Origin of the sequence: Streptomyces sp. NPDC085596, from assembly GCF_044541565.1 — a bacterium.
In the GTDB taxonomy this organism is placed as follows: Bacteria; Actinomycetota; Actinomycetes; order Streptomycetales; family Streptomycetaceae; genus Streptomyces.
The window spans coordinates 41,762-63,256 of record NZ_JBITTC010000006.1 but is presented as its reverse complement, the minus strand read 5'-3'; the positions used below and the strand labels follow the sequence as shown (position 1 = coordinate 63,256).

Genomic DNA, 21,495 nt, shown 5'->3' with positions numbered 1-21,495 from the left:
GGTGGCTCAGCGGTCCAGCCACTTCACCTCGTAGCCGCGCATCTCGAACCGCTTCCCGTCGACGCGGGCGCTGACCGGGCGGTCCAGGGTGTTCACCACCAGGACGGTGTCCCGGTTCGCCAGCACGCGGAGGTTCGGCCGGTCGTCGGCGGCGACGGACACCTTCTCGTACCGGGTGCCCGGCGGGAACGCCTTGCCGAAGCGGGAGACGAGGTCGTACATGGGCAGCTTCCGGCCGCCGTCCGGGTCGCCGGTCGGGGTCCACAGGCAGCCGGGGCAGCCGGGGCCGCTCTTCTTCTCCGGGTTCCAGTAGAAGCCGGAGTCGGCACCGCCCTCGGCCATGGCGATCAGCCCGGTGGCGTGCACGGCGATCCGGCGGGCCTCGGACCAGCCCTCGCGGCGGTCCTGGGAATCGGCGGGCTCCACGTAGTACTCGGCCCACCACAGCGGGAGGTCGCCGGTGCGCTTGCGCACCCACTCGCCGACGGCCGTGAACTTGGCGGTGGCGGCGAACTCGTCGGGCAGCAGCTCGTCGTCGTTGGTGTAGCTGGAGCCGTCGACCACGACGAAGTCGGCGCCGGTCTTGTGGGCGTTCCAGTAGTCGAAGGCGTCCAGCACCCGCTGGTCCATGGCGCCCCAGGGCCCGCGCAGCCGGCCGGAGGCGTCGGAGGCGCGGGGGTCGACGCTGTCCATGGGCAGGTAGGGGCCGCCGACGAGGTTGTCCGGGCCGGCCTTCTTCAGCGCCTCGCGGACCAGGTTGTACAGCTTGGTGTAGCCCTCGTGGTCCCAGCGGCCCTTCGCCTCGTTCCAGAAGCCCTTGAACTCGTTCCAGACGACGAAGTGGCGTACGTCGGGGTAGCGGCGGGCGACGGTGCCGGCGAGGTCGGCGAAGTCCTGGTAGTGCTCCGGGTCGGGCGCCCGCTCCAGCGAGTCCTGGCTCCAGTCGGTGGTGCCGACGCCGGGCCGGCCGCCCTTCATCCAGTCCGGGGCGCAGCACAGGGTGATGACGGGGGTGCCGCCGGAGGCGCGGATGAAGTCGATACGGCGGTCCAGGGCGCCGAAGTCGTAGTGCCCCTTCACCGGTTCGGGGTTGTCGGCGCCCCAGCCCATGACGGCCTGGTCCTGCGGGAGCCCGCCGTCGCCCTTGAGCAGCCGCGCCACCCGGCCGCTGCCGCCGCCCTGGTCGGCGCTGTACTGGGTGTGGGTGAACCCCCAGCCCACGGAGGGGCGGAGGGGTCCGGCCGGGGCGGCGGGCGTGCCGTGCACCTTGTCGCCGTCGCGGGAGGTTCCGCTTATGTCGGCGCCGCGGCCGGGGAGCGTGTTCAGCAGGGTCACCAGCAGGGCCAGCGCGGTCGCGCCCACGCCGAGCAGGGCGGTGAGCCGCCACCGCCGTGCCCCCGTGTACCACCGATGACGTCCCATCGGCTTCACAGTAACGGCGGAATCCCGGCGTCGGGCGCGAGTTGGGAACACCTGGGGACAAGCGGCGGAATTGCCGTGCGCGCGGTGCGCCGGTGCCCGATCATGTCGGCATGTCTGTGAACCCGCACGACGCGCTGCCGATCCGGCTGAACGTCGACGACTCCGACTCGCCCTCCGACGTCGTCGACGCGCTGTTCCTCGGCCGCTTCGCCACGGGTGAGCAGCCGTACGCGCACGCGGCCAACATCGACCGGGTCCGCTCCGAGGCGACCCTGCTGCCCGACGGTGCCCGGGTCCTGCGGGTGGCCCGTGACGAGGACCGCAGCGCGACCCTCGCGGAGGGTGACGGCTGGACCCTGCTGGTCTCCCGCTGGAACCGGGGCGCGGACGTCACGGTGACCGCGACCACCGCCGAGCTGGCCAAGGAGGTCCTCGGCCGGGCCACCGACGGCGCGGCCGACGAGCCCGCCCCGCAGCCGGACGACGTCACGATGGGGTTCTGGTACGTCTCGCCCCGGCGCGGCCCGCACCGCACCACCCGCCAGATCGCGGCCGGCACCTGGGAGGAGGTGCGGGCCAACTACACGGCACCGGTGGCACAGGCGATGGACCGCCTGATGAAGACGACACCGGAGGACATCGCGGGCCGGCTCCTGCTGCTGCACGGCCCACCGGGCACCGGCAAGACCTCCGCGCTGCGCACGCTGGCCCGGTCCTGGCGCGAGTGGTGCCAGGTGGACTGCGTACTGGACCCGGAGCGGCTCTTCTCCGACGTGGGCTATCTGATGGACATCGCCATCGGCGAGGAGGACGGCGCCGGCAAGGCCCGCTGGCGGCTGCTCCTGCTGGAGGACTGCGACGAGCTGATCAGGGGCGAGGCCCGGCACACCGCGGGCCAGGCGCTGTCCCGGCTGCTGAATCTGACCGACGGGCTGCTCGGCCAGGGCCGCAATGTCCTGGTGGGCGTCACCACCAACGAGGACCTGGAGCGGCTGCACCCGGCCGTGGTCCGGCCCGGCCGCTGTCTGGCGCGGATCGAGGTGGGTCCGCTGACCCGGCCGGAGGCGGTGACCTGGCTCGGCGACCAGGCCGCGGAGCTGAAGAGCGAGCTGGGCCGGGACGGCTCGACGCTGGCCGAGCTGTACGCGCTGCGCCGGGGCACGGCACCGACCTCGGTACCGGGGGCGCGGGACGGCGCGGACGCGGGGCTGTACCTCTAGCGGCCCACCTCCGGCCGGACCGGCCCGCGCCCGGGATGCTTTCATGGATGTATGACCCTGTTCGTCGGTACGTCGGGGTGGCAGTACAAGAGCTGGCGGGGCGTGCTGTACCCGGCGGGGGTGCCGGTGCGGCTGTGGCTGGAGGAGTACGCGAAGCAGTTCGCCACGGTGGAGCTGAACAACGCGTTCTACCGGCTGCCGTCCCGCGAGAACTTCGAGGCGTGGCGGGAGCGGCTGCCGCGGGGCTTCGTGGTGGCGGTGAAGGCGAGCCGTTATCTGACCCACATCAAGCGGCTGCGGGACCCCGAGGAGCCGGTGCACCGGCTGATGAGCCACGCCGAGGGGCTGGGCTCCGACCTGGGGCCCGTCCTGCTCCAGCTCCCGCCGACCCTGCGCGCGGACCCGCCGCTGCTGGACGCGTGCCTGGCCTGCTTCCCGGCGAGGACACGGGTGGCGGTCGAACCGCGCCACGACTCCTGGTGGACCCCGCAGACCCGCGAGGTGCTTGAGGCCCGGAAGGCCGCCCTGTGCTGGGCGGACGAGCTGGGCCGCCCGGCCGGCCCGCTGTGGCGCACCGCCGACTGGGGGTACGTCCGCTTCCACCGGGGCCGCGCCAAGCCGTGGCCGCGCTACGGCACCCAGGCGCTGGAGTCCTGGGTGGAGCGCATCGCCTCGGCCTGGCCGGAGGGGCAGGACGTGTACGCCTACTTCAACAACGACCCGAGGGGCGCGGCGGTGAAGGACGCGGCGGAGTTCGGGAACCTGGCACGGCGGGCGGGGCTTGCGGTGACCCGGACGCCGGAGCCGTGGGCGCGGCGGTGAGCGCCGCCGCTCAGTCGGTGCCGTAAACCGCGCGCAGCGCGTCGCGGACGGTGGCCAGCGCCTCGTCGTGGTCCAGGCCGAGCCGCCGGGCCCGCTCGGCGTACGCCTGCGCGGCCGTGCTCGCCTCGCGGGTGGCGGCGGGGCCGGCGGCGGCCACGTACGTGCCGTTGCGGCCGCGGGTCTCGATCACGCCGTCCGCCTCCAGGGCCCGGTACGCCTTGGCGACGGTGTTCACGGCGAGGCCGAGGGACTCCGCGAGTCCGCGCACGGTGGGCAGCCGGTACCCGGCCGGGAGGGCGCCCGCCCGCGCCTGCTCGGAGATCTGCGCCCGGACCTGCTCGTACGGCGGCGCGCTGTCATCGATGTGGATCTTCAGGCTCACAGGGCCGATTCTCCCGCACCCGGCGGAAAATAAGAGGCACTCCGGCGGGACCGCCCGTACGGTGCGTGCACATGACCGTACTCGTGCGCGATCTGCGCCCCGACGTACCGGCCGACACCGAGGCTTTCACCGAGGTACGACGGCTGGCGCTGCCCTACATCCTGTTCACCCCCGAATCGGTGCGCCATGTCCTCACCCGGAGCCATCCGGACGCCCGCTTCCGCTCGCTGGTCGCGGAGGAGGACGGCGAGGTGATCGGCACGGCGCAGGTCGCGCTGGCGCACGACAGCACGGAGCCGGGGCAGGCGTACCTCAATGTCCATGTCCGCCCGGACCGCACCGGGCGGGGTGCGGGGCGGCTGCTGGTCGCCGCCGCCGAGGAGTATCTCGGCTCGCTGGGCGCCACGCGGTTGTACTCCTGGGTGCTGGACGAGCCCGCGAACGTGCGGTTCGCCGAACGGCACGGCTACCGGCCCGGCCGCCCGGCCCGCTTCCTCCGCCTCGACCTGGCGAACGGCGCCCTTCCGCCGCTGCCGGAGACCCCGCCCGGCGTGGAGCTGCGCACGGCCGCCGACTTCGCGGCGGACCCGCGTCCGCTGTTCGAGCTCGACGCGGAGGCGGTGGCGGACGAGCCCGGCGAGGTCACGCTGGCCTACTCGGACTACGAGGCGTGGCTGGAGGAGACCTGGGAGCATCCGCTGCTGGACCTCGAACTGACCGTCGTGGCGGTGGTCGACGGCCGCCCGGTCGCCTTCAGCGTGGCCTACACCGACGGCGACACCCGCTACTTCACCGCGATGACCGGTACCTCCCGTGCCTACCGGGGCCGGGGCCTGGCCAAGCTCGCCAAGCTGCACTCGCTGTACCGGGCCCGCACGGCCGGCCGCACCGAGGCGTTCACCGGGAACGACTCGGGCAACGGCCCGATGATCGCCATCAACAAGTGGCTCGGCTACGAGTTCTGCGCCACGGAGGTGCGCTATGTCCGCGAACTCGGCTGACACACTCAGCGAGTTGGAGATCGTCCTCATCAAGGCTGGCCGCACGAAGATCCGTTACCCGGCGACGCTGCTCACGGACGACGGCACCCGAGTGTCCGTACGCGCCCCCTGGGCGGGCGACGGCGTACGCGACTTCGGCTTCGTCCGCTTCGAGCCCGGCGACGTGTTCACCGAGCACTACTGGCGGGACCGCTGGTACGCGGTGAAGGAGGTCCGCGCCCAGGACGGCACCCTGAAGGGCTGGTACTGCGACATCACCCGCCCCGCCGTCCGCTTGGGCACCGAACTCCTCGTGGAGGACCTCGACCTGGACCTGTGGGTCTCCGGCGAGGGCAAGACCGTACTCCGCCTGGACGAGGACGAGTTCGCCGCGAGCGGCCTGCCGGAACGGGACCCGGAGGCCGCGTCGGCCGCCCGGTCCGCCCTGGACGAACTGGAGGCGCTGGCCCGCGCGGACGGCCTCCCGGCCCTGCTCTGAGCCTCACACCTCGGCCAGCACCGCGTACCGCTCGTCGCTGACGGACTTGCCCCACAGCAGCGGGTCGTCGGACAGCGGCTCCACGCGTATCCGCCCGGCGAGGGGTGCCAGCAGCCCGGTGAGCCGGTCGACGGGTATACCGGCCGGGGTGACGGTCCCCCAGACACCCTCGATCAGCACGAACCGGCCGCGGGGGCGCAGCAGGGTGCGCCAGTGCCGCAGCACCTCGGCGGGATCGGGCAGCGTCCACAGCACATGCCGGACGAGGATCACGTCGTAGCCCTGTTCCACCACCGGTGGCACGGCCGCGTCCCCGCACAGCACTCGCGCGTCCTGCCCGGCGAGCTTGGCGCGGGCTCGCTCGACCATGGCCGGGGAGGCGTCGACCCCCGTCACCCGGTGCCCCTGCTCGGCGGCGAGGAGACTCAGACTGCCGGTGCCGCAGCCCAGGTCGAGTATGTCCGAGGGCTGTTCGGGCAGCCAGCCATGAAGCCGCTCGCCCCACGCCGCCCGGACCTCGGGCGCCCGCAGCCCGTGATCCGGCTCGTCGTCGAAGACGGCGGCCTGGGCGTCCCAGTCCACGTCCGTCCCGGCGGTCCACTCACTCGCGCTCGCGTCACTCATGACCACAAGCGTGCCATCCACCACTGACAATGAGGCTCCGTCAGCGGCTCAGCGGCTCAGCGGCTCAGCGGCTCAGCGGCTCAGCGGCTTGCGGTAGTGGAGCCGGTCGTAGGGGCCGTCGACGCGGCGTTCCACCAGCTCGTAGCCGTAGCGGGGGTAGATCTCCTGGTTCTCCCACATCAGCGCGTTGGTGTAGAGCCGGATCTCGGGGAGGCCAAGAGCGCGGGCGTGCTCCTCCACGAAGTGCAGCAGCCGGCGCCCGACGCCCCGGCCGTGGGCGTCGGGGTGGACGGCGACGCTGTCGAGAAAGAGGTGGTCGGGGAAGGCACTGACCACCACGAGTCCGGCGACCGGTTCCCCGGTGACAAACACACACCCCGCCGCGACATCGGACATGTGGTCCGCCTCCATGGGCTGGGGCACCACACCTATGCGCGCGATGTAGGGGTGGTAGGCGGCATCGGTGACCGCGCGCACGGCGGGCACGTCGGCGGCCGTGGCCGCGCGGACGGATGGGGGGTGATCGTTCATACCGGGCACGGTAGCGACCTGAGCCCAGTCTGAGCACGGCCTTAAGACGACCATAAAGATCGGCTCCAGGGGCTCGGAGCGGGCGAATTCACCGATCCACGGGGCTAGTTTCTGAGCGTCCCCCACGGGAGCAGCCCCCTTCCGGCTGCCGGCCGGCCGTACCGTTCCGAGGAGTTCCGATGCCCTTCGCCACGCCCTCGAGTCCGCACGGGCAGCGGATGCCGCGACTGCGGGCCGCCGCCACCGCGGCCGCGCTCGGCCTGGCACCGCTGACCCTGGGCGGGCTGGCCGCCGCGCCGGCGGCCGCGCACGGTTCGATGGGTGGCCCGGTCAGCCGGGTCGCGCAGTGTTTCGCGGAGGGCCCGGAGTCCCCGAAGTCGGCGGCCTGCCAGGCGGCCGTGGCGGCGGGCGGCACCCAGGCGCTGTACGACTGGAACGGCATCCGGATCGGCGACGCGGGCGGCCGCCACCAGCAGCTGATCCCCGACGGCAAGCTGTGCGGCGCCGGGAACGACGAGTTCAAGGGCCTCGACCTGGCCCGCGCCGACTGGCCCGCGACCGATGTGCGCAGCGGCCCGCACACCTTCAAGTACCGGGTGACCGCCCCGCACAAGGGCACCTTCGAGGTCTACGCGACCAAGCCCGGCTACGACCCGGCGAAGCCCCTGGCCTGGTCCGACCTGGACCTGGCGCACCCGGTGGCGAAGTCCACGGACCCGGTCGCCACGGACGGTTTCTACACGTTCTCCGGCAGGCTCCCCGACCGTACGGGCAGGCAGCTGCTGTACGCGGTGTGGCAGCGCTCGGACAGCCCGGAGGCGTTCTACTCCTGCTCGGACGTCGACTTCGGCGGACCGGCACCGGCCAAGGCCGACACCGCCAAGGCGACCCCCGCCCCCACCTCGGCCGCACCCACGCCCACGGCCACCGCCTCCGCCCCCTCGGACCGGCAGATCGCGGCTGGCGCCGACCGCTCCACGGTGGAGCACCACGGCCACGGCGACGACGACCCGAGCACCTCGGCGAAGCCGGTGCCCCCCTCCCCCGAGCCCAACACCCCGCAGCCGGAGGGAACTTCCGTCCCCCTGGCCGAGACCGGCACCCCCACCGGCACCTCCTACGCGGCCATCGGCGGCGCCGCCGCCCTGGCCCTCGGTTCAGCAGCACTGTTCCTCTCCGTGCGCCAGCGCGCGACGGGCCGGAGCCGCACCGCGCGCTGAACGCCCCTCGATCGCGGGGCCCTGCCGGGCGGCTCAGGCCGGGCAGGGCCCCGAGCCATGTCAGCTGAAAGCCGACGCGCAGGAAGTGGCCGTGGCGTGGGACGGGTCGAGGGCGTTGGCCACCTCGTGGTAGGCGATGCGGTCGAAGATGCCGATCGCCACGTGTTCGGACAGGTCGAGCGGGCACAGGTCCTGGAGGAGGACGTTGCGGACGTCGGAGCCGGTCAGGTACTGGGTGCGCCAGGGGGTGACGACCTCGTCGTACTTGGTGGCGATGACGGTGTAGTGCACTCCGGGGACGGTGTCGCCGCCCGCGTTGAGCTTGGTCAGGAAGGCCGAGCCCGCGATCTGGTCGGCGAGGGCGGGCGTACTGGACTTGATCAGGTTCTCGGCGCCGGGGAAGTACGGCAGCAGGTTGGTGAGGCCGTTCAGGTCGGTGCCGTGGTTGCTGGGGGCGATCCCGACGAGCGCGTTCACCTTGGCGGCTCCGCCGAGGAACTTCAGGTAGTACCGGGGCATCATGCCGCCCTGGGAGTGGCCGACGAGGTCGGCCTTGGTGGCTCCGGTGGCGGTGAGCACCTTGTCGACGAAGGCGGACAGCTGCTCGGCCGACTTGTCGATCGGGCCGAGGCCGTAGAAGACGGGGACGCCGGACAGCTGCCCGTAGTCGAGGGAGAAGACGCAGTAGCCGCGCTCCTTGAGGTACGGAGCGAGCGACACCCAGTTGGTGACGGAGTTGCCGAGCGTGCCGTGGACGAGGACGACGGGACGCGGGTGGGCGGCGGAGGGCTTGCAGGAGTAGTCGTTCCAGCCACTGCTGGGAGCGGCGTGGGCGGTGGCGGCGGGAACGGTGGCGAGCGCGGCGGCCAGGACCAGCGCGGCGAGCGGTCTGAGCGCTCGCTTCCAGGGCAGCATCGTGTGATCTCCTTGCGGCTCAAGGGAGAAGGTGCACGGCCTAACCCTGTGATCCGGATCACGGGATGCTGTTCACTCGTCAAGTTACGGACGAGTAGTGCAACTGTGAAGTTACGCGTCGGTAAAAAGTTCCATCGGCCCTCAGAAGCCCCCGCACACTGAGGAACCGTCACCAGGCAGCACGTAGCCGCCGAATCCCACCAGAAACTCCCGCAACACGCGTAACTCAGGCCGCAAGCGCCCCCGGCATCACCGCGCGAGGCCCGAACTTGGCCCGCGCCAGGTCGGCGACCTCCTCGATCCGGCGGACCTTCTCGTCCACGGGGTCGAAGGTGAGCTGGTGCGCGGCCTCCCCGGCCGGGGTCAGCCCCTCGGCACGCAGGGCGAGCGCCCGCACCCGCGCCCGCTGGAGCCCGAGCGCCTCGTACATGCCGTACGCCGCCCTGGTGAGGTCGGCCGAGTGCGCGGTCGGCTCGGCGAGGGTGCGCCCGCGCACCGTGGTGGAGCGGTCGGCGTAGCGCACGGTGAGCGTCAGGGAGCGGCAGACCCGCCCCATCTCCCGCAGCCGCGCCCCCAGTTCCTCGGCATCGGCCAGCAGCGCCCGCCGGTGCCGGCCGGGGTCCAGCTCGTCCACGCCGAAGGACCGCTCGGCCCCCACCGACCGGGAGACGGCGTTCGGGACGACCCGCCCCCGGTCGACCCCGTTGGCCCGCTCCCGCAGCTCACGGGCGACCTTGGCCCCGACCAGCCGCTGAAGCGTGGAGGGCGGCGCGACGGCGACCCGCCCGAGGGTGTCCAGCCCGTACTCGCACAGGGTCCGAGCGGTCGCCGTACCGACACCGGGCAACGCGACCACGGGCAGCCCGGCAAGAAACTCGGCGACGGCACCAGGACCCTCGGGGACGGCACACACCAGCCCCGGCCGGGCGTCCCGCAGGGCCATCCGCGCCAGCATCGGCCCCGGCCCGGCCCCCACCACACAGTCGACCCCGTACCGGGCGAGCGCCCGTACCCGGATCAGCGCGGCCAGCTCCACCGGACCCCGCCCGAAGTACCGCTCGGCCCCTCGGAGATCGGCCAGCGCCCCATCGGGCGGCAGCCCCTCCACCACGGGGGTGAACTCCTCCAGCAGCCCGAGCAGTCCGGACAGCTCAAGCTCACCGTCACCCGCGCCCGCGCCCGCGCCCGCGCCCGCCTCCCGAAAACGCACACAGAGAATGGTCATCCCGCACTCCCCGGACTCTGGTGCCACAACTTCCGCATGGCGGCGGGCGCTTGCTCCGCCACCTCCTGACCGGCGGGCCGCAGGTCGGCCCAGGGATGCATCTGGTACCCGGTGGACAGCCGAATCCGCCGACCCGCACCATCCTCCGCACCCTTCGCCTCCGGCACGGGCTCGGCCAGCCGGGCCGCAACCTTCTCCAGCCCGCCCTCGGCCCGGAGTTCGGCGAGTTCGGCGAGGTTCCAGGCGACCGAGCCGACCACACTCAGACTGCGCGGTCCCCGCCGCTGCACCACCCCGCGCACCAGCAGCAGCCACGAGTGGAAGACGGTGTGGGCGCACGCGTCGTGCGAGTCGTCGAAGAAGGCGAGGTCGACCAGCCCGGTGCCGTCGTCCAGTGTGCTGAAGATGACACGCCGGCCGGACCGGATCGGCGGAGTCTGGGTGGCCGCCTTGGCCCCCGCGACCAGCACGGTCTCCCCGTGCCGGGCCTCCCGCAGCCGCCGGGCCGACACCACGCCCAGCTCCTCCAGAAAGCCCCGGTGGTCGTCCATCAGGTGATGGGAGACATCCATGGACAGCACACCCAGCTCGGCACTGAGCCGCTCGGCGTCCGACAGATCGGGCAGCCCGGCGGAAGCGGTCCGCCGGCCGCCGCCCAGCGGAAGCTGCTCCCCACGCCCGCCCCGAGACCCCCGGTGCAACTCGGCCAGATGCAACTGAAGATCACGCCGATTGGCCCCGAAGGAATCCAACGCCCCCACCTGAGCCAGCCGTTGAGCCAGCGGCCGCCCCGGCCGCCCCCGCTCCCAGAAGTCCAGCAGGGACGCGTACGGCTGCCCCTCGGCGATCCTGGCGGCCTCCGCCTCACTGATCCCATGCACATCGGCAAGGGCCAGCCGCACCCCCCACACCCCTGAACCAGACACCAGTTCGATTCGATGAGCGACCCCGGACACATTCACGTCCAACGGCAGAATCGGCACCCCGAGCCGCCGCGCATCCGCCAGCAGCAGCCGCTTGGGATACATACCGGGATCATGAGTGAGCAGCCCGGCATAAAAAGCAGCAGGGTAATGCGCCTTGAGCCAGGCCGACTGGTAAGTGGGCACAGCAAAAGCAACAGCATGCGCCTTGCAGAACCCGTAAGACCCGAAAGCCTCGACAATCTCCCAGGTCCGCCGAACAGTATCGGCGTCGTACCCCCTCCCCTCCGCCCGCTGCGCGAACCACACCCGAACCCGCCCCTGTGCCTCGGAGTCGGAAAGCAGCCGCCGCGCATAATCAGCCTCGCCACGCCCACAACCGGTCATGACCACGAGAATGTCAATGATCTGCTCATGAAAAACCACAACGCCATACGTGTCCCGCAACGCCGGCTCAAGATCCGGATGCGGATACCGCACAGACGCCCGCCCATGCCGGGCCTCGATGAACGGCCGCACCATGTCGGCGGCGACAGGACCGGGCCGGAACAGCGAAATATCCACCACCAGATCCCCGAAACAATCGGGCTGAAGCCGCCCCACCAGATCCCGCTGTCCAGGCGACTCGATCTGGAAGCACCCGAGCGTCTCGGTAGACCGAATAAGCCGATAAGTATCGGCATCCCCCTCCGGCAAAGCCTCCAGATCGACCCGCTCCCCGGAAGCCCGCTCCACCTCGGCGACGGCATGCGCCATGGCCGACTGCATCCGCACCCCGAGCACATCGAGCTTGAGCAGCCCGAGATCCTCCACGTCCTCCTTGTCGAACTGCGACATGGGCAGCCCCTCCCCGCTGGTGGGAACCACCGGAGTACGCCGAAGCAGCGAGGAATCGGACAGCAGAACCCCACAAGGATGCATGGCGACCCCACGCGGCAGAGCGTCCAGCGCCTCCACCAGCTCCCACAACACCCCGTACCGCTCGCGCTCCCCCGCAAGCCCTTTCAGCTCGGGCAACTCGGCGAGCGCGACCCGGGCATCCCGAGCCCGCACATGCGGAAAAGCCTTGGCCACCCGATCGATCTCGGCGGGATCCATCGACAGAGCGGCCCCCACATCCCGAATGGCATGCCGCACCCGATAGGTCTCCGGCATGGCAACAGTCGCAACCCGCTCACCCCCGAACCGCCCGATGATCGCCCGGTAGACCTCAAGACGCCGAGCGGACTCCACATCCACATCAATATCAGGAAGCACAACCCGCTCCCTGGACAAGAACCGCTCCATGAGCAGCCCATGCTCCATCGGATCAGCATGAGCAATACCCAGCAGATGATTCACAAGAGACCCGGCCCCGGACCCCCGGGCAGCAACCCGAATGCCCATCTCCCTTACGTCATCGACGACCTGGGCAACCGTCAGGAAATAGGAGGCATACCCATGATGCCCAATGATCTCCAACTCCTCATGCATCCGCTCCCAGTACGCCCGCCGCCCGGAATACCCACGACGCACCATCCCCGCGACGGCCCGAGAAGCAAGCGCCCGCTGAGCACCACGCCGCCCGGCCCCGACAAGCCGCCCCTCAGGAAACCGGACACTCCCGATCCCCAGATCATCCTCAGGATCGACCACACACTCACCGGCAGCAGCAAGGGTCTCCTGAACCAACCGCAGCGCAACCCCCCGCCGATACCCGGCAGCCTCCACAACCCTTTCAGCAACCCCAAGCATCTCCTCCGGCCCCTTCAGCCACGCCTCACCGGAGTCGAGCCCCTTACGCGGATCGATGGGAACCAGCCGCCGAGCGGCATCCAGCACATCGGCGACCCGCCCCTGCCCAGGATCGGCATACCGCACCGCATTACTCAGCACAGGCCGCACCCCCTGCTCCACGGCGAACCCGAGCACACGAGCAGCGAGCCTCAGCGACCCGGCCCCCGTACCGGACCGCCCATGCCAGACCACCTCAAGCCGAAGAGCATCCCCATAGACCTCCCGCCAGGGCACCAACAGCCGGGCAGCCCGGTCGGGCCGCCCGGCGGCCAGGGCGCGCCCCACATCGGAGTCGGCCCCCAACAGCACCATGAGCCCTTCACCCCGATGCTCACCCCAGGCCAGCAGCGGCCTGACACCCCCACCCGACCAGGCGGCGGTGACCATCCGGCAAAGCTCCCCCCACCCCAGAGCCCCGTCCCGAGCGAGAAAGGTCACCCGAGGAGCCGACTCGTCGATGAAGACACCCCCACGCACAGGAGCCCGCAGCCGTCCCCCACCACCCCCACCCGAGGCGACCTCAACCCCAAGATCAACGCCGAAGACCGGCCGCACCCCACTCCCCGCACAAGCCTTGGCGAACCGAACGGCCCCGGCAAGGGTGTCCCGATCGGTAAGCGCAAGCACGTCCATCCCCCGCTCAGAGGCGCGCAGGGCCAGCCGCTCCGGATGCGAGGCCCCATAGCGCAGGGAGAACCCGGAGACGACACGCAGATGCGCGAACGCCACTCCAGCACCTCCCAGGCCAATCGAACACTCGTTCCAACACCACCATACCCCCACTATCGAACACACATACGATGAGCACGATTGACCCTCTCACCTGCAAAAACGCACGAAGAGGCCACACGAGGACTAGAGCGACCCATGAGCGATGGCCGCACGGCGGGGTGGCCGGACACGGCGGCGAGGGGACGTGGCGGGGGGTGTCCGCCCGCAGCGTCCGGCGAACACCAAGCCGAACGCATCAAAGAAACGGGGCCGCCGGACCGAGGACGGATACCCCCGGCGCGGCCCCGCCCCACAACGCACGCGGCCACGACCGACGAGCAGCGGCAGACGCAAAGAGGCCCCCGCCCTCCCGAAGGAGACGCGGGGGCCCAGAGCCCAAAACTCAGCCGATCTGAGTCCCAGTAGCGGACAGCGCCTCGGTCACAGGCTGGAAGAACGTCTCCCCACCGGAGGTGCAGTCACCACTACCCCCCGAGGTCAGCCCGACCGCACTGCTCCCGGAGAACAGCGACCCACCACTGTCCCCAGGCTCAGCGCACACATCGGTCTGGATCAGCCCGCTGACCGTGCCCTCGGAGTAGTTCACGGTCGCGTTGAGCCCGGTGACGGTCCCGCCGTGAACCTGGGTCGTGGACCCGCTACGGGTCACCTTCATCCCCACGGTGGCGTCAGCCGCCCCCGTGATCTGCTGAGCAGACCCGTTGTAGAGATTGACCTCGCTCGGGTGATCGACACCGCTGGCGTACTTCACCAGCCCGTAGTCGTTACCGGGGAAGCTGGAGTCCTCGTTCTGCCCGATGGCGTTCCCGGACGAGTCGGTCCAGCTGGAGATCGACGCGGTGCAGTGCCCCGCGGTGAGGAAGTACGGCGCGCCGCCCTTGGTCACGTTGAACCCGAGCGAGCACCGCCCACCCGACCCGTTGATGGCGTCACCACCGGCGACGAAGGGCTTGAACTCCCCCTTGGACCGCTTGAGTTCGGCGGCACCGTCGAGCCCGGAGACGACCTTGCCCAGCTTGGTCCACTGAGCCTCGGACACGGTCTTGTCCGCGGTGACGACGACCTTGTTGGAGACCGGGTCGGTCGCCCACGAGGTTCCGGGGATCGTCGCGTCCTTCTTCAGCGTGGACCGCGCCCCGTCGAGCACCGCGAGCGAGTGGGAGACGATTCTGGCCTTGGCGCCGGCCGCCTGGACGGTATCGGCGGCGTCGGCGTCGAGCACGTTGACGACGAGGCTCTTGGCCTGGGCGTCGTAGTAGCTGCCCGCGCTGTCGGAGCCGAGGTCGGCGAGCAGCGTGGAGGCGAGCTTTCCGGCCGCCGGAGCGGACAGGACCCGCGCGTCGGGCGCGGAGTTCGCGGGTTCGCTGGCGTTCGCAGTCTGGAAGGTGACACCCGCTCCGACCAGTGCGACAACACCCGCTCCGGCGATCGCGGCCCGGCGTGCGGGTATGCGTCGATGCTTCAACTCATGTCCTCCTGTGGGGGGTCGGCCCGGCAGGTTGTGGGGACCTGACGAACCGGAAGGCTGGTTGACGAGCGCCCACTCTTCCGAACGGCACAGCGGGCACACAAGACCGACTTCAGGCCGGACTCTCGAACAACCTCCCCAGCTTGACCGAGGACAGTCACCCCAGGAAATTCGCAGTGCAAACGCGGAATGCACAAGCCGGACCACCGGACAGCGACAGGATCGGGTGTCCGAAAACAACCCCTCCCAAAGCGACCAAAACCCGAAGCCCCACACCCCCCACACAGACCCCCCACACGCCCGCACACGCGCCCTCACACACCCGCGCGCCCTCCAGAACGCACAGCAGGAAGCGGGCCCCCGCACGCGAGTTACCGCGTACAGGGGCCCGCTCGAACCGACCCGTCAGTGAGGACGGCCCGTCAGGGGACTTCAGGGAACCTGAGGCAACCTAGGGAAGCGTCACCCCGTAGTAGCTCAACGCCTCGGTGACGGGCTGGAAGAACGTCGTACCGCCGGAGGAGCAGTTGCCGCTGCCCCCGGAGGTGAGCCCGTACGCGACGCTGCCGCCGTACAGCGGACCACCACTGTCACCGCCCTCGGCGCACACGGTGGTCTGGATGAGCCCGGACACCACGTCCCCGCCGCCGTAGTTGACGGTGGCGTTGAGCGCGGTGACGCGACCGCTGTGCGTCCCGGTGGTGGACCCGCGCCGGGTCACGGTGGTCCCGACGGCCGGGGTGGCCGCGCTGCTGATGGTCTGGCTGCCGACCGCGCTCGGGTGCGCGACCGCGGAGTTGGTGTAGCGCACCAGCGCGAAGTCGTTGCCGGGGAAGCTGTACCCGACGTTGGTGCCGAGCAGCGTGGTCTTGGCGGAGTTGCTGTACCAGGTGGAGGCGACCTCACCGCAGTGCCCGGCGGTCAGGAAGTAGTACGTGCTGCCGCTGCGGACGTTGAAGCCGAGCGAGCAGCGGTAGGAGCCGCCGTAGATGGCGTCGCCGCCGGTGATCAGCTTGTTGAACTTGCCGGGCGTCCGCTTGATGGTGAGCGCGTCGGCGCCGGCCTGCTCCTTGATCTTGGCTATCTCGGTCTGGGACACCGTGCTGTCGACGGTGACGAGGACGCGGTTGGTCTTGCTGTCGACGGCCCAGGCGGTGCCGGGGACATCGGCCTGGCGGACGGAGTCGCTCGCCTTGGTGAGCTGGCCGGCGCTGAACGTGTGGACGTCGCTGGCGCTCGCCGTGGGGGCGGCGAACGCGGCTACGGCGAGGAGGCCGGTGACGGCCGCCGTGAGCTGGGTGCGTCTGGCGATACGGCCTCGGGGAGTGGTGCGCTTGATCCTCACGTGTCGTTCCCTCCTGGGGAATTCAGGGGCCCGCGTGGGGTCGGGGCCCGTGAGGCGCAGCCAGCGGCAGGTCGATCGGACGTGCATGCCCCTGACAAGCGCTGAGGGGGAGTATTCGGTCGAACGACCGGTCGGCACAAGAGTGCCTTTCGGCCGTAGACGGCTCAACGACTCGACGGCCCGCGCACCCTGACGTCCCCTCAAGTCACAAAAGCCGACAATCGCCCCACACGCCCCATCCCAGTCGCCCCTCGGGCCACCTTCGTCACCCGGACACACCACACATCACCCATCCGCCGCGACAAATCATATTTCACTCCCAGTCAGCAGCCGTATGAGTCGCAGCCCTTGGGGCACAAGGGCTCTCGACGGATCGATCGTGCACCAGTACCGTCACAAACCCCCCGCGCGGCGTCTATCCACTTGGCGCGCCGTCCGCATCATGGATGACCATAGGGAAGCGAAGAACAAGAAAGACCGCTGTGAGAGGAGGCGTCCATGGGATCGGTACGCAAGGCGAGTGCGTGGCTCGGCCTCGTCGACGACAACAATGACGAGCGTTACTACGACGACGACTACTCCGAGGGCACGGAGTCCGCTGACGCCTGGGTCACCGACCCGCGGGTGAAGGTGGCCGCGGACACGGCCGAGGACAAGGGCCGCCGGATCGGCACGGTCACCCCGGACAGCTTCCGGGACGCCCGCGCCATCGGCGAACTGTTCCGGGACGGTGTCCCGGTCATCATGAACCTCACGGCGATGGAGGGCGCCGACGCCAAGCGCGTGGTCGACTTCGCGGCCGGACTCACCTTCGGGCTGCGGGGGACGATCGAGCGGGTGGCGACGCGGGTCTTCCTGCTGACGCCCGCCCACACCGAGATCATCACCGGCGAACCGTCGGGCCGCCGGGAGGACGGCTTCTTCAACCAGAGCTGAGGCGGGGCCGCTCACCGGCCCCGCCCCAGGGGGCTCACCGGAAGGCGTCGAGCCCGGTGAGCGCCTTGCCCAGCACCAGCTGGTGCATCTCGACGGTGCCCTCGTAGGTGAGCACCGACTCCAGGTTGGTCGCGTGCCGCATCACGGGATACTCCAGGGAGATCCCGTTGGCACCGAGGATCGTCCGCGCCGTCCGGCAGATCTCGATGGCCTCACGGACGTTGTTCAGCTTGCCGAAACTGATCTGCTCGGGCCGCAGCCGTCCGGCGTCCATCCGCCGCCCCAGATGATGGGCGAGCAGAATCCCCTTGTGCAGCTCGACCGCCATGTCGGCGAGCTTGGCCTGGGTCAGCTGGAAGCCCCCGATGGGCCGCCCGAACTGCTCCCGCGTCCGCGCGTAGTCGAGGGCGGCCTCGAAGCTGCTGCGGGCGGCGCCCATCGAGCCCCAGACGATGCCGTACCGGGCGTGCGAGAGACAGCCGAGCGGCCCGCGCAGCCCGGTCACGCCGGGCAGCACCGCGTCGGCGGGCAGCCGTACGTCGTCCAGCACGAGTTCGCTGGTGACCGAGGCCCGCAGGGACCACTTGTGCTTGATCTCGGGCGCGGAGAAGCCGGGGCGGTCGGTGGGGACGACGAAGCCCCGGATGCCGTCCTCGGTGCGCGCCCAGACCACCGCGACCCCGGCCACCGAGCCGTTGGTGATCCACATCTTGCGCCCGCTGAGCACCCAGTCGTCGCCGTCCCGCTTGGCGAACGTACGCATGCCGGCCGGGTCGGAGCCGTGGTCGGGCTCGGTCAGCCCGAAGCAGCCGATCACCTCGCCGGAGGCCATGCGGGGCAGCCACTCGTTCTTCTGCTCCTCGCTGCCGTACCGGTGGATCGCGTACATGGCGAGCGAGCCCTGGACCGAGACCAGGGAGCGGATGCCGGAGTCGGCGGCCTCCAGCTCCAGGCAGGCCAGGCCGTACTGCACGGACGACGCGCCCGCGCAGCCGTACCCGGTGAGGGACATGCCGAGGGCGCCGATCGAGCCGAGTTCGCGGGCCAGCTCCCGGATGCCGGGCAGCTCACCCTTCTCGTACCAGTCGGCCACGTACGGCAGCACGCGGTCGGCCGCCCAGGAGCGGACGGTGTCGCGGACGGCGAGGTCCTCGGGGTCGAGGAGGTCGTCGAGGCCGAGCGGGTCGGCGGGGTCGAACGCGGGCGGCTTCGGGGACGCGGACATGGAAACACCCTCCGGCACTGTGCGGCTCTGGAACCGTGCGGCTCTGGAACTGTGCTGCTCTGGAACTGTGCTGCTCTCGAAAACTAGCAGCGCTAGTTACGATGCCCGGCCGACGTTACGGCCGAGTGCGCCGCACGTCCAGAGCGACCGCGCCGGGGTCAGGCGGAGACCGTGGGTTTCCCGGCCGCCCTGGGCGCGGGCAGGCCGCCCTTGGTGAGCGGTACGGCGCTCTCCACGGCCGGCTCCGGCGCCTCGGCGCCCTCCGGCGCGCAGCTCATGACCTTGGGCAGCCGGAGCGCCATCAGCGCGCCGAGCAGCAGCAGACCTGCGCTGACCAGCAGCGTCACATGCAGTCCGTGCACGAAGGAGTCGCGGGCGGCGTGGCGCAGCGCGGCCCCGGCGGGCCCGCCGAGCCGTGCGGCCACCTCGTACGCCTCGCCCAGCGAACGGCCAGCCGCCGAGGAGGCGGAGGCGGGGACGCCGGGCACGGAGCTGAGGGCGGGCGCGTAGGCCGCGTTCATCACGCTGCCGAGCAGGGCGATGCCGATGCCGGCGCCCAGTTGGTAGGAGGTCTCGCCGATGGCGGCGGCGCCGCCGGCCCGATCGGCCGGGGCCTCGCTGAGCATGGACTCGTAGGCCCCGAAGAGGGTCGTCTCCAGGCCGAAGCCGAGCAGCACGAAGCCGGTGAGCAGCAGCGGGGTGTTGTCGTGGCCGCCCATCGCGGTGAGGGTGACGACGGCGACGGCGGTGAGGACGAACCCGGCGCAGACCATCCGGCGCGGCCCGAGGCTGCGCAGCACCCGTGCGCCCGCGAGACCGGCCGCCATCGCGGCGACGGTCAGTGGCAGCAGGCGCAGGCCGGTCTGGAGCGGGGACAGCCCCAGTACCAGCTGGAGGTACTGCGCGGCGATCAGCTCCAGGCCGACCAGGGCCAGCATGGCGAGCACGATGCAGCCCACCGAGGTGCTGAACGCGGGCCGCCGGAACATGCCGAGGTCGACCAGGGGGTGGGCGCGGCGGGACTGGCGCCGTACGAAGAGGAAGAGGAGGGCCGCGCCCACCAGGAGCGGTACCAGGGTGAGCGGGCCGGTCATGTCCTCGCCGCCGCCGAGCCGCTTGACGCCGAGGACGACGCCGAACAGGCCGCCCGCGGCCATGAGGGCGCCGACGACGTCCCAGGGGCCGTCGCGCTCGCCGCGGGACTCGGGCAGCAGCATCCGGCCGATGGGCAGGCTCACCAGCATCAGCGGGATGTTGACCAGGAAGACGGAGCCCCACCAGAAGTGCTCCAGCAGGAACCCGCCGAGCAGCGGGCCGACGGCCGCGCCGACGGCGGCGACCGCGCTCCAGATGCCGATGGCGAGCGCCCGCTCGCGCCGGTCGGGGAAGACCTGGCGCAGGATGGAGAGCGTGGCGGGCATGATCATGGCGCCGCCGACGCCGAGCAGCGCGCGGGCCAGGATCAGCGTCTCGCCGTTGTGGGCGAGCGCGGCCAGGGCCGAGGCCAGGCCGAACAGGGCGTAGCCGAGCAGCAGGACGCGTCTGCGTCCGACCCGGTCGCCCAGCGTGCCGAAGAGGATCAGCAGCGAGGCGCAGACCAGGGGATAGATGTCGACGATCCAGAGCAGTTCCACGGCGCTGGGCCGGAGGTCCTCGGTCACGGCGGGGACCGCCACGTGCAGCACGGTGGCGTCGAGGCCGACGAGCAGCAGGCTGACACAGAGGACGACGAGGACGATCCAGCGGTTGGCACCGGCCGCGGCCGCCCGACGGCACGGCCGGAAGGCCGTGGTCGTGCCGGACATGTACGTACCTCCCAGAAGAATCCTCGCGTGCGGCGGGTCGGCGGGGTGGGGGTCTCCACGCCGTACGGCCGGAGAAGAGCGGTGTATGAAGGCCCGCTCGGACCCACGCGGGTGGCTCGTCAGCGTACGCGAGTTCATGCCCTGGTCACGTGGCGGACCTCTCACGGTTGTGCCCCGATCGGTGTGGCGTGCGCCACCTCGCCACCGCAGGTCACCGGCGCGTGACCGGGCGGTTCGCGCGGCCGTCGATAATCGGCCCGTGACCGGAACAGCGACGCGGGCGGCCCCGCCCGAGACCTCCCTCCCCCGCCGGGCTCTCCCGGCGCTCCTGGGGTACGTGGGGGTCCGCGCCCTGGGGCTGGCCGTGCTGGCCGTGTGGAGCGCCGCGCGCGGCACGAGCGCGCACAAGCTGCTCTCCGCCCGCTGGGACTCCCTCTGGTACGCGCGGGTCGCCGGGGCGGGCTACGGCCACGAGGTCCGGCTGCCGAACGGTGACGTCCACTCCGACCTGGCGTTCTTCCCGCTGCTGCCCTGGCTGGAGCGGCTGCTGCACGCGCTGACCCCGCTGTCGTACGCGGACGCGGGTCTCGCGGTGTCCGCGCTTGCCTCGCTGGCGGCGGCGGGCGGGATCTTCGCGGTGGCGGACCGGCTGTACGGGGCGCGGGCCGGGGTGTGCGCGGTGCTGCTGTGGGCGGTGCTGCCGGTCGGCGTCGTGCAGTCGATGGCGTACAGCGAGTCCCTGTTCACCGCGCTGGCCGCCTGGTCGCTGTTCGCGGTGCTTTCCGGGCGCTGGGTGACGGCGGGGCTGCTGGCCTCCTTCGCCGGGCTGACCCGGCCGGTGGGGGCGGCGGTGGTCGCCGCGGTGTGGGTCGCGGCCATTGCCTCGTTCGGGCGAACCGGGAGCGCGCCCGGCCCGAACGGCGCGCCGCTCCCCGCGCGCGCCCCCGCGTGGCGACGGGTGCTGGGCGCGGCGGTGGCTCCGCTGGGCGCGGCGGCGTATGTGCTGTGGGTGGGCCACCGCACCGGGGACGGGCTGCTCGGCTATCTCGACGTCCAGGCCGGGTGGCGCAACGGATTCGACGGCGGGTACGCCTTCGCGCGCTTCGTCGCCGGCATGCTCACGGCGTTCCCCTCGGCGCTCGCGGGCGTCGCCCTGATCGCCGGCGTCGCCCTGCTGCTCTGGCTGTACGTGACCGGGGTGCGCCGGCGGCAGCCGCTCGCGCTGCTGGTGTACAGCGGTGTCGTCCTGGCGCTGGCCCTGTGCGCGTCGAGCTACTTCGGCTCCAAGCCCCGGCTCCTGATCCCCGCCTTCCCGCTCCTCTTCCCGCCGGCCTGCGCCCTGGCCCGAGCGCGTCCGGCCCGCGCGGCGCTGCTCATCTCGGCGCTCGCGGCCCTGGCGGCGGTCTACGGCGCCCTGTGGCTGAACGGCTCGGGCCCGCCCTGAC

Annotated in this window: 18 protein-coding genes; 7 read left to right on the top strand and 11 right to left on the bottom strand. The window is 71.4% G+C overall.

Translation table 11 applies throughout. The features are described 5' to 3' along the window. Nucleotides 1–6: 6 nt before the first annotated feature. Nucleotides 7–1,422, bottom strand: a complete 1,416-nt coding sequence (locus ACIGA3_RS19030; protein WP_399716808.1) for a xylan 1,4-beta-xylosidase — start codon at nt 1,420–1,422, stop codon at nt 7–9. Between the two features lie 110 nt (nt 1,423–1,532). On the opposite strand from ACIGA3_RS19030, the gene ACIGA3_RS19025 reads away from it, so the two are divergent. Beyond that, a complete protein-coding gene (locus ACIGA3_RS19025; RefSeq protein WP_399716806.1) occupies nt 1,533–2,642 on the top strand; it encodes a DUF5925 domain-containing protein in 1,110 nt (369 codons plus the stop codon). A gap of 51 nt (nt 2,643–2,693) precedes the next feature. Next, the gene (locus tag ACIGA3_RS19020) at nt 2,694–3,464 is read left to right on the top strand and encodes a DUF72 domain-containing protein (protein WP_399716804.1); all 771 of its coding nucleotides are present in this window, start codon (nt 2,694–2,696) and stop codon (nt 3,462–3,464) included. Between the two features lie 10 nt (nt 3,465–3,474). Here the strand turns inward: ACIGA3_RS19020 and ACIGA3_RS19015 are convergent, their stop codons facing one another. Beyond that, nucleotides 3,475–3,846 carry a GntR family transcriptional regulator gene (locus tag ACIGA3_RS19015; protein ID WP_399716802.1) on the bottom strand — a complete coding sequence of 124 codons (372 nt, stop codon included), beginning with the start codon at nt 3,844–3,846 and terminating at the stop codon, nt 3,475–3,477. A gap of 71 nt (nt 3,847–3,917) precedes the next feature. Here ACIGA3_RS19015 and ACIGA3_RS19010 point away from each other — a divergent pair, with 71 nt between their 5' ends. Then, the gene (locus ACIGA3_RS19010; RefSeq protein WP_399716799.1) at nt 3,918–4,847 is read left to right on the top strand and encodes a GNAT family N-acetyltransferase; all 930 of its coding nucleotides are present in this window, start codon (nt 3,918–3,920) and stop codon (nt 4,845–4,847) included. After that, the gene (locus tag ACIGA3_RS19005; RefSeq protein WP_399716796.1) at nt 4,828–5,325 is read left to right on the top strand and encodes a DUF402 domain-containing protein; all 498 of its coding nucleotides are present in this window, start codon (nt 4,828–4,830) and stop codon (nt 5,323–5,325) included. The genes ACIGA3_RS19010 and ACIGA3_RS19005 overlap by 20 nt, the downstream gene beginning before the upstream one ends. A 3-nt stretch (nt 5,326–5,328) precedes the next feature. Here ACIGA3_RS19005 and ACIGA3_RS19000 read toward each other — a convergent pair whose 3' ends face one another. Beyond that, nucleotides 5,329–5,949: a class I SAM-dependent methyltransferase gene (locus ACIGA3_RS19000; RefSeq protein ID WP_399716793.1), complete on the bottom strand. Its 621-nt coding sequence runs from the start codon at nt 5,947–5,949 to the stop codon at nt 5,329–5,331. A 72-nt stretch (nt 5,950–6,021) separates the two neighbouring features. After that, nucleotides 6,022–6,480 (bottom strand): GNAT family N-acetyltransferase, encoded by a 459-nt coding sequence (locus ACIGA3_RS18995; protein WP_399716791.1) that lies wholly within the window; start codon nt 6,478–6,480, stop codon nt 6,022–6,024. Nucleotides 6,481–6,698: 218 nt separating this feature from the next. On the opposite strand from ACIGA3_RS18995, the gene ACIGA3_RS18990 reads away from it, so the two are divergent. Beyond that, nucleotides 6,699–7,700 carry a lytic polysaccharide monooxygenase gene (locus ACIGA3_RS18990; RefSeq protein ID WP_399717591.1) on the top strand — a complete coding sequence of 334 codons (1,002 nt, stop codon included), beginning with the start codon at nt 6,699–6,701 and terminating at the stop codon, nt 7,698–7,700. A gap of 60 nt (nt 7,701–7,760) precedes the next feature. Here the strand turns inward: ACIGA3_RS18990 and ACIGA3_RS18985 are convergent, their stop codons facing one another. The 5 genes from ACIGA3_RS18985 to ACIGA3_RS18965 form a co-directional block, all read right to left on the bottom strand. Continuing rightward, a complete protein-coding gene (locus tag ACIGA3_RS18985) occupies nt 7,761–8,615 on the bottom strand; it encodes an esterase/lipase family protein (protein WP_399716788.1) in 855 nt (284 codons plus the stop codon). A 226-nt stretch (nt 8,616–8,841) separates the two neighbouring features. Continuing rightward, nucleotides 8,842–9,840, bottom strand: coding sequence for a DNA polymerase thumb domain-containing protein (locus tag ACIGA3_RS18980; protein WP_399716785.1), 999 nt, complete (start codon nt 9,838–9,840; stop codon nt 8,842–8,844). Next, nucleotides 9,837–13,268, bottom strand: a complete 3,432-nt coding sequence (locus ACIGA3_RS18975) for a DNA polymerase III subunit alpha (protein WP_399716782.1) — start codon at nt 13,266–13,268, stop codon at nt 9,837–9,839. The genes ACIGA3_RS18980 and ACIGA3_RS18975 overlap by 4 nt, the downstream gene beginning before the upstream one ends. Before the next feature lie 385 nt (nt 13,269–13,653). Next, on the bottom strand, nt 13,654–14,736 hold the full coding sequence (locus ACIGA3_RS18970; RefSeq protein ID WP_399716779.1) for a S1 family peptidase: 1,083 nt from the start codon (nt 14,734–14,736) through the stop codon (nt 13,654–13,656). A 454-nt stretch (nt 14,737–15,190) separates the two neighbouring features. Further along, nucleotides 15,191–16,084, bottom strand: a complete 894-nt coding sequence (locus tag ACIGA3_RS18965; protein ID WP_399716778.1) for a S1 family peptidase — start codon at nt 16,082–16,084, stop codon at nt 15,191–15,193. 498 nt (nt 16,085–16,582) lie between these two features. On the opposite strand from ACIGA3_RS18965, the gene ACIGA3_RS18960 reads away from it, so the two are divergent. After that, nucleotides 16,583–17,020 carry a cell division protein SepF gene (locus ACIGA3_RS18960; protein ID WP_399716775.1) on the top strand — a complete coding sequence of 146 codons (438 nt, stop codon included), beginning with the start codon at nt 16,583–16,585 and terminating at the stop codon, nt 17,018–17,020. A 34-nt stretch (nt 17,021–17,054) separates the two neighbouring features. Here the strand turns inward: ACIGA3_RS18960 and ACIGA3_RS18955 are convergent, their stop codons facing one another. After that, nucleotides 17,055–18,245 (bottom strand): acyl-CoA dehydrogenase family protein, encoded by a 1,191-nt coding sequence (locus tag ACIGA3_RS18955; RefSeq protein ID WP_399716772.1) that lies wholly within the window; start codon nt 18,243–18,245, stop codon nt 17,055–17,057. A gap of 158 nt (nt 18,246–18,403) precedes the next feature. Continuing rightward, nucleotides 18,404–20,050, bottom strand: coding sequence for an MFS transporter (locus ACIGA3_RS18950; protein WP_399716770.1), 1,647 nt, complete (start codon nt 20,048–20,050; stop codon nt 18,404–18,406). Nucleotides 20,051–20,309: 259 nt separating this feature from the next. On the opposite strand from ACIGA3_RS18950, the gene ACIGA3_RS18945 reads away from it, so the two are divergent. Beyond that, complete coding sequence (locus ACIGA3_RS18945) at nt 20,310–21,494, top strand: glycosyltransferase family 39 protein (RefSeq protein WP_399716767.1); 1,185 nt, start codon at nt 20,310–20,312, stop codon at nt 21,492–21,494. Nucleotide 21,495: the final 1 nt, after the last annotated feature.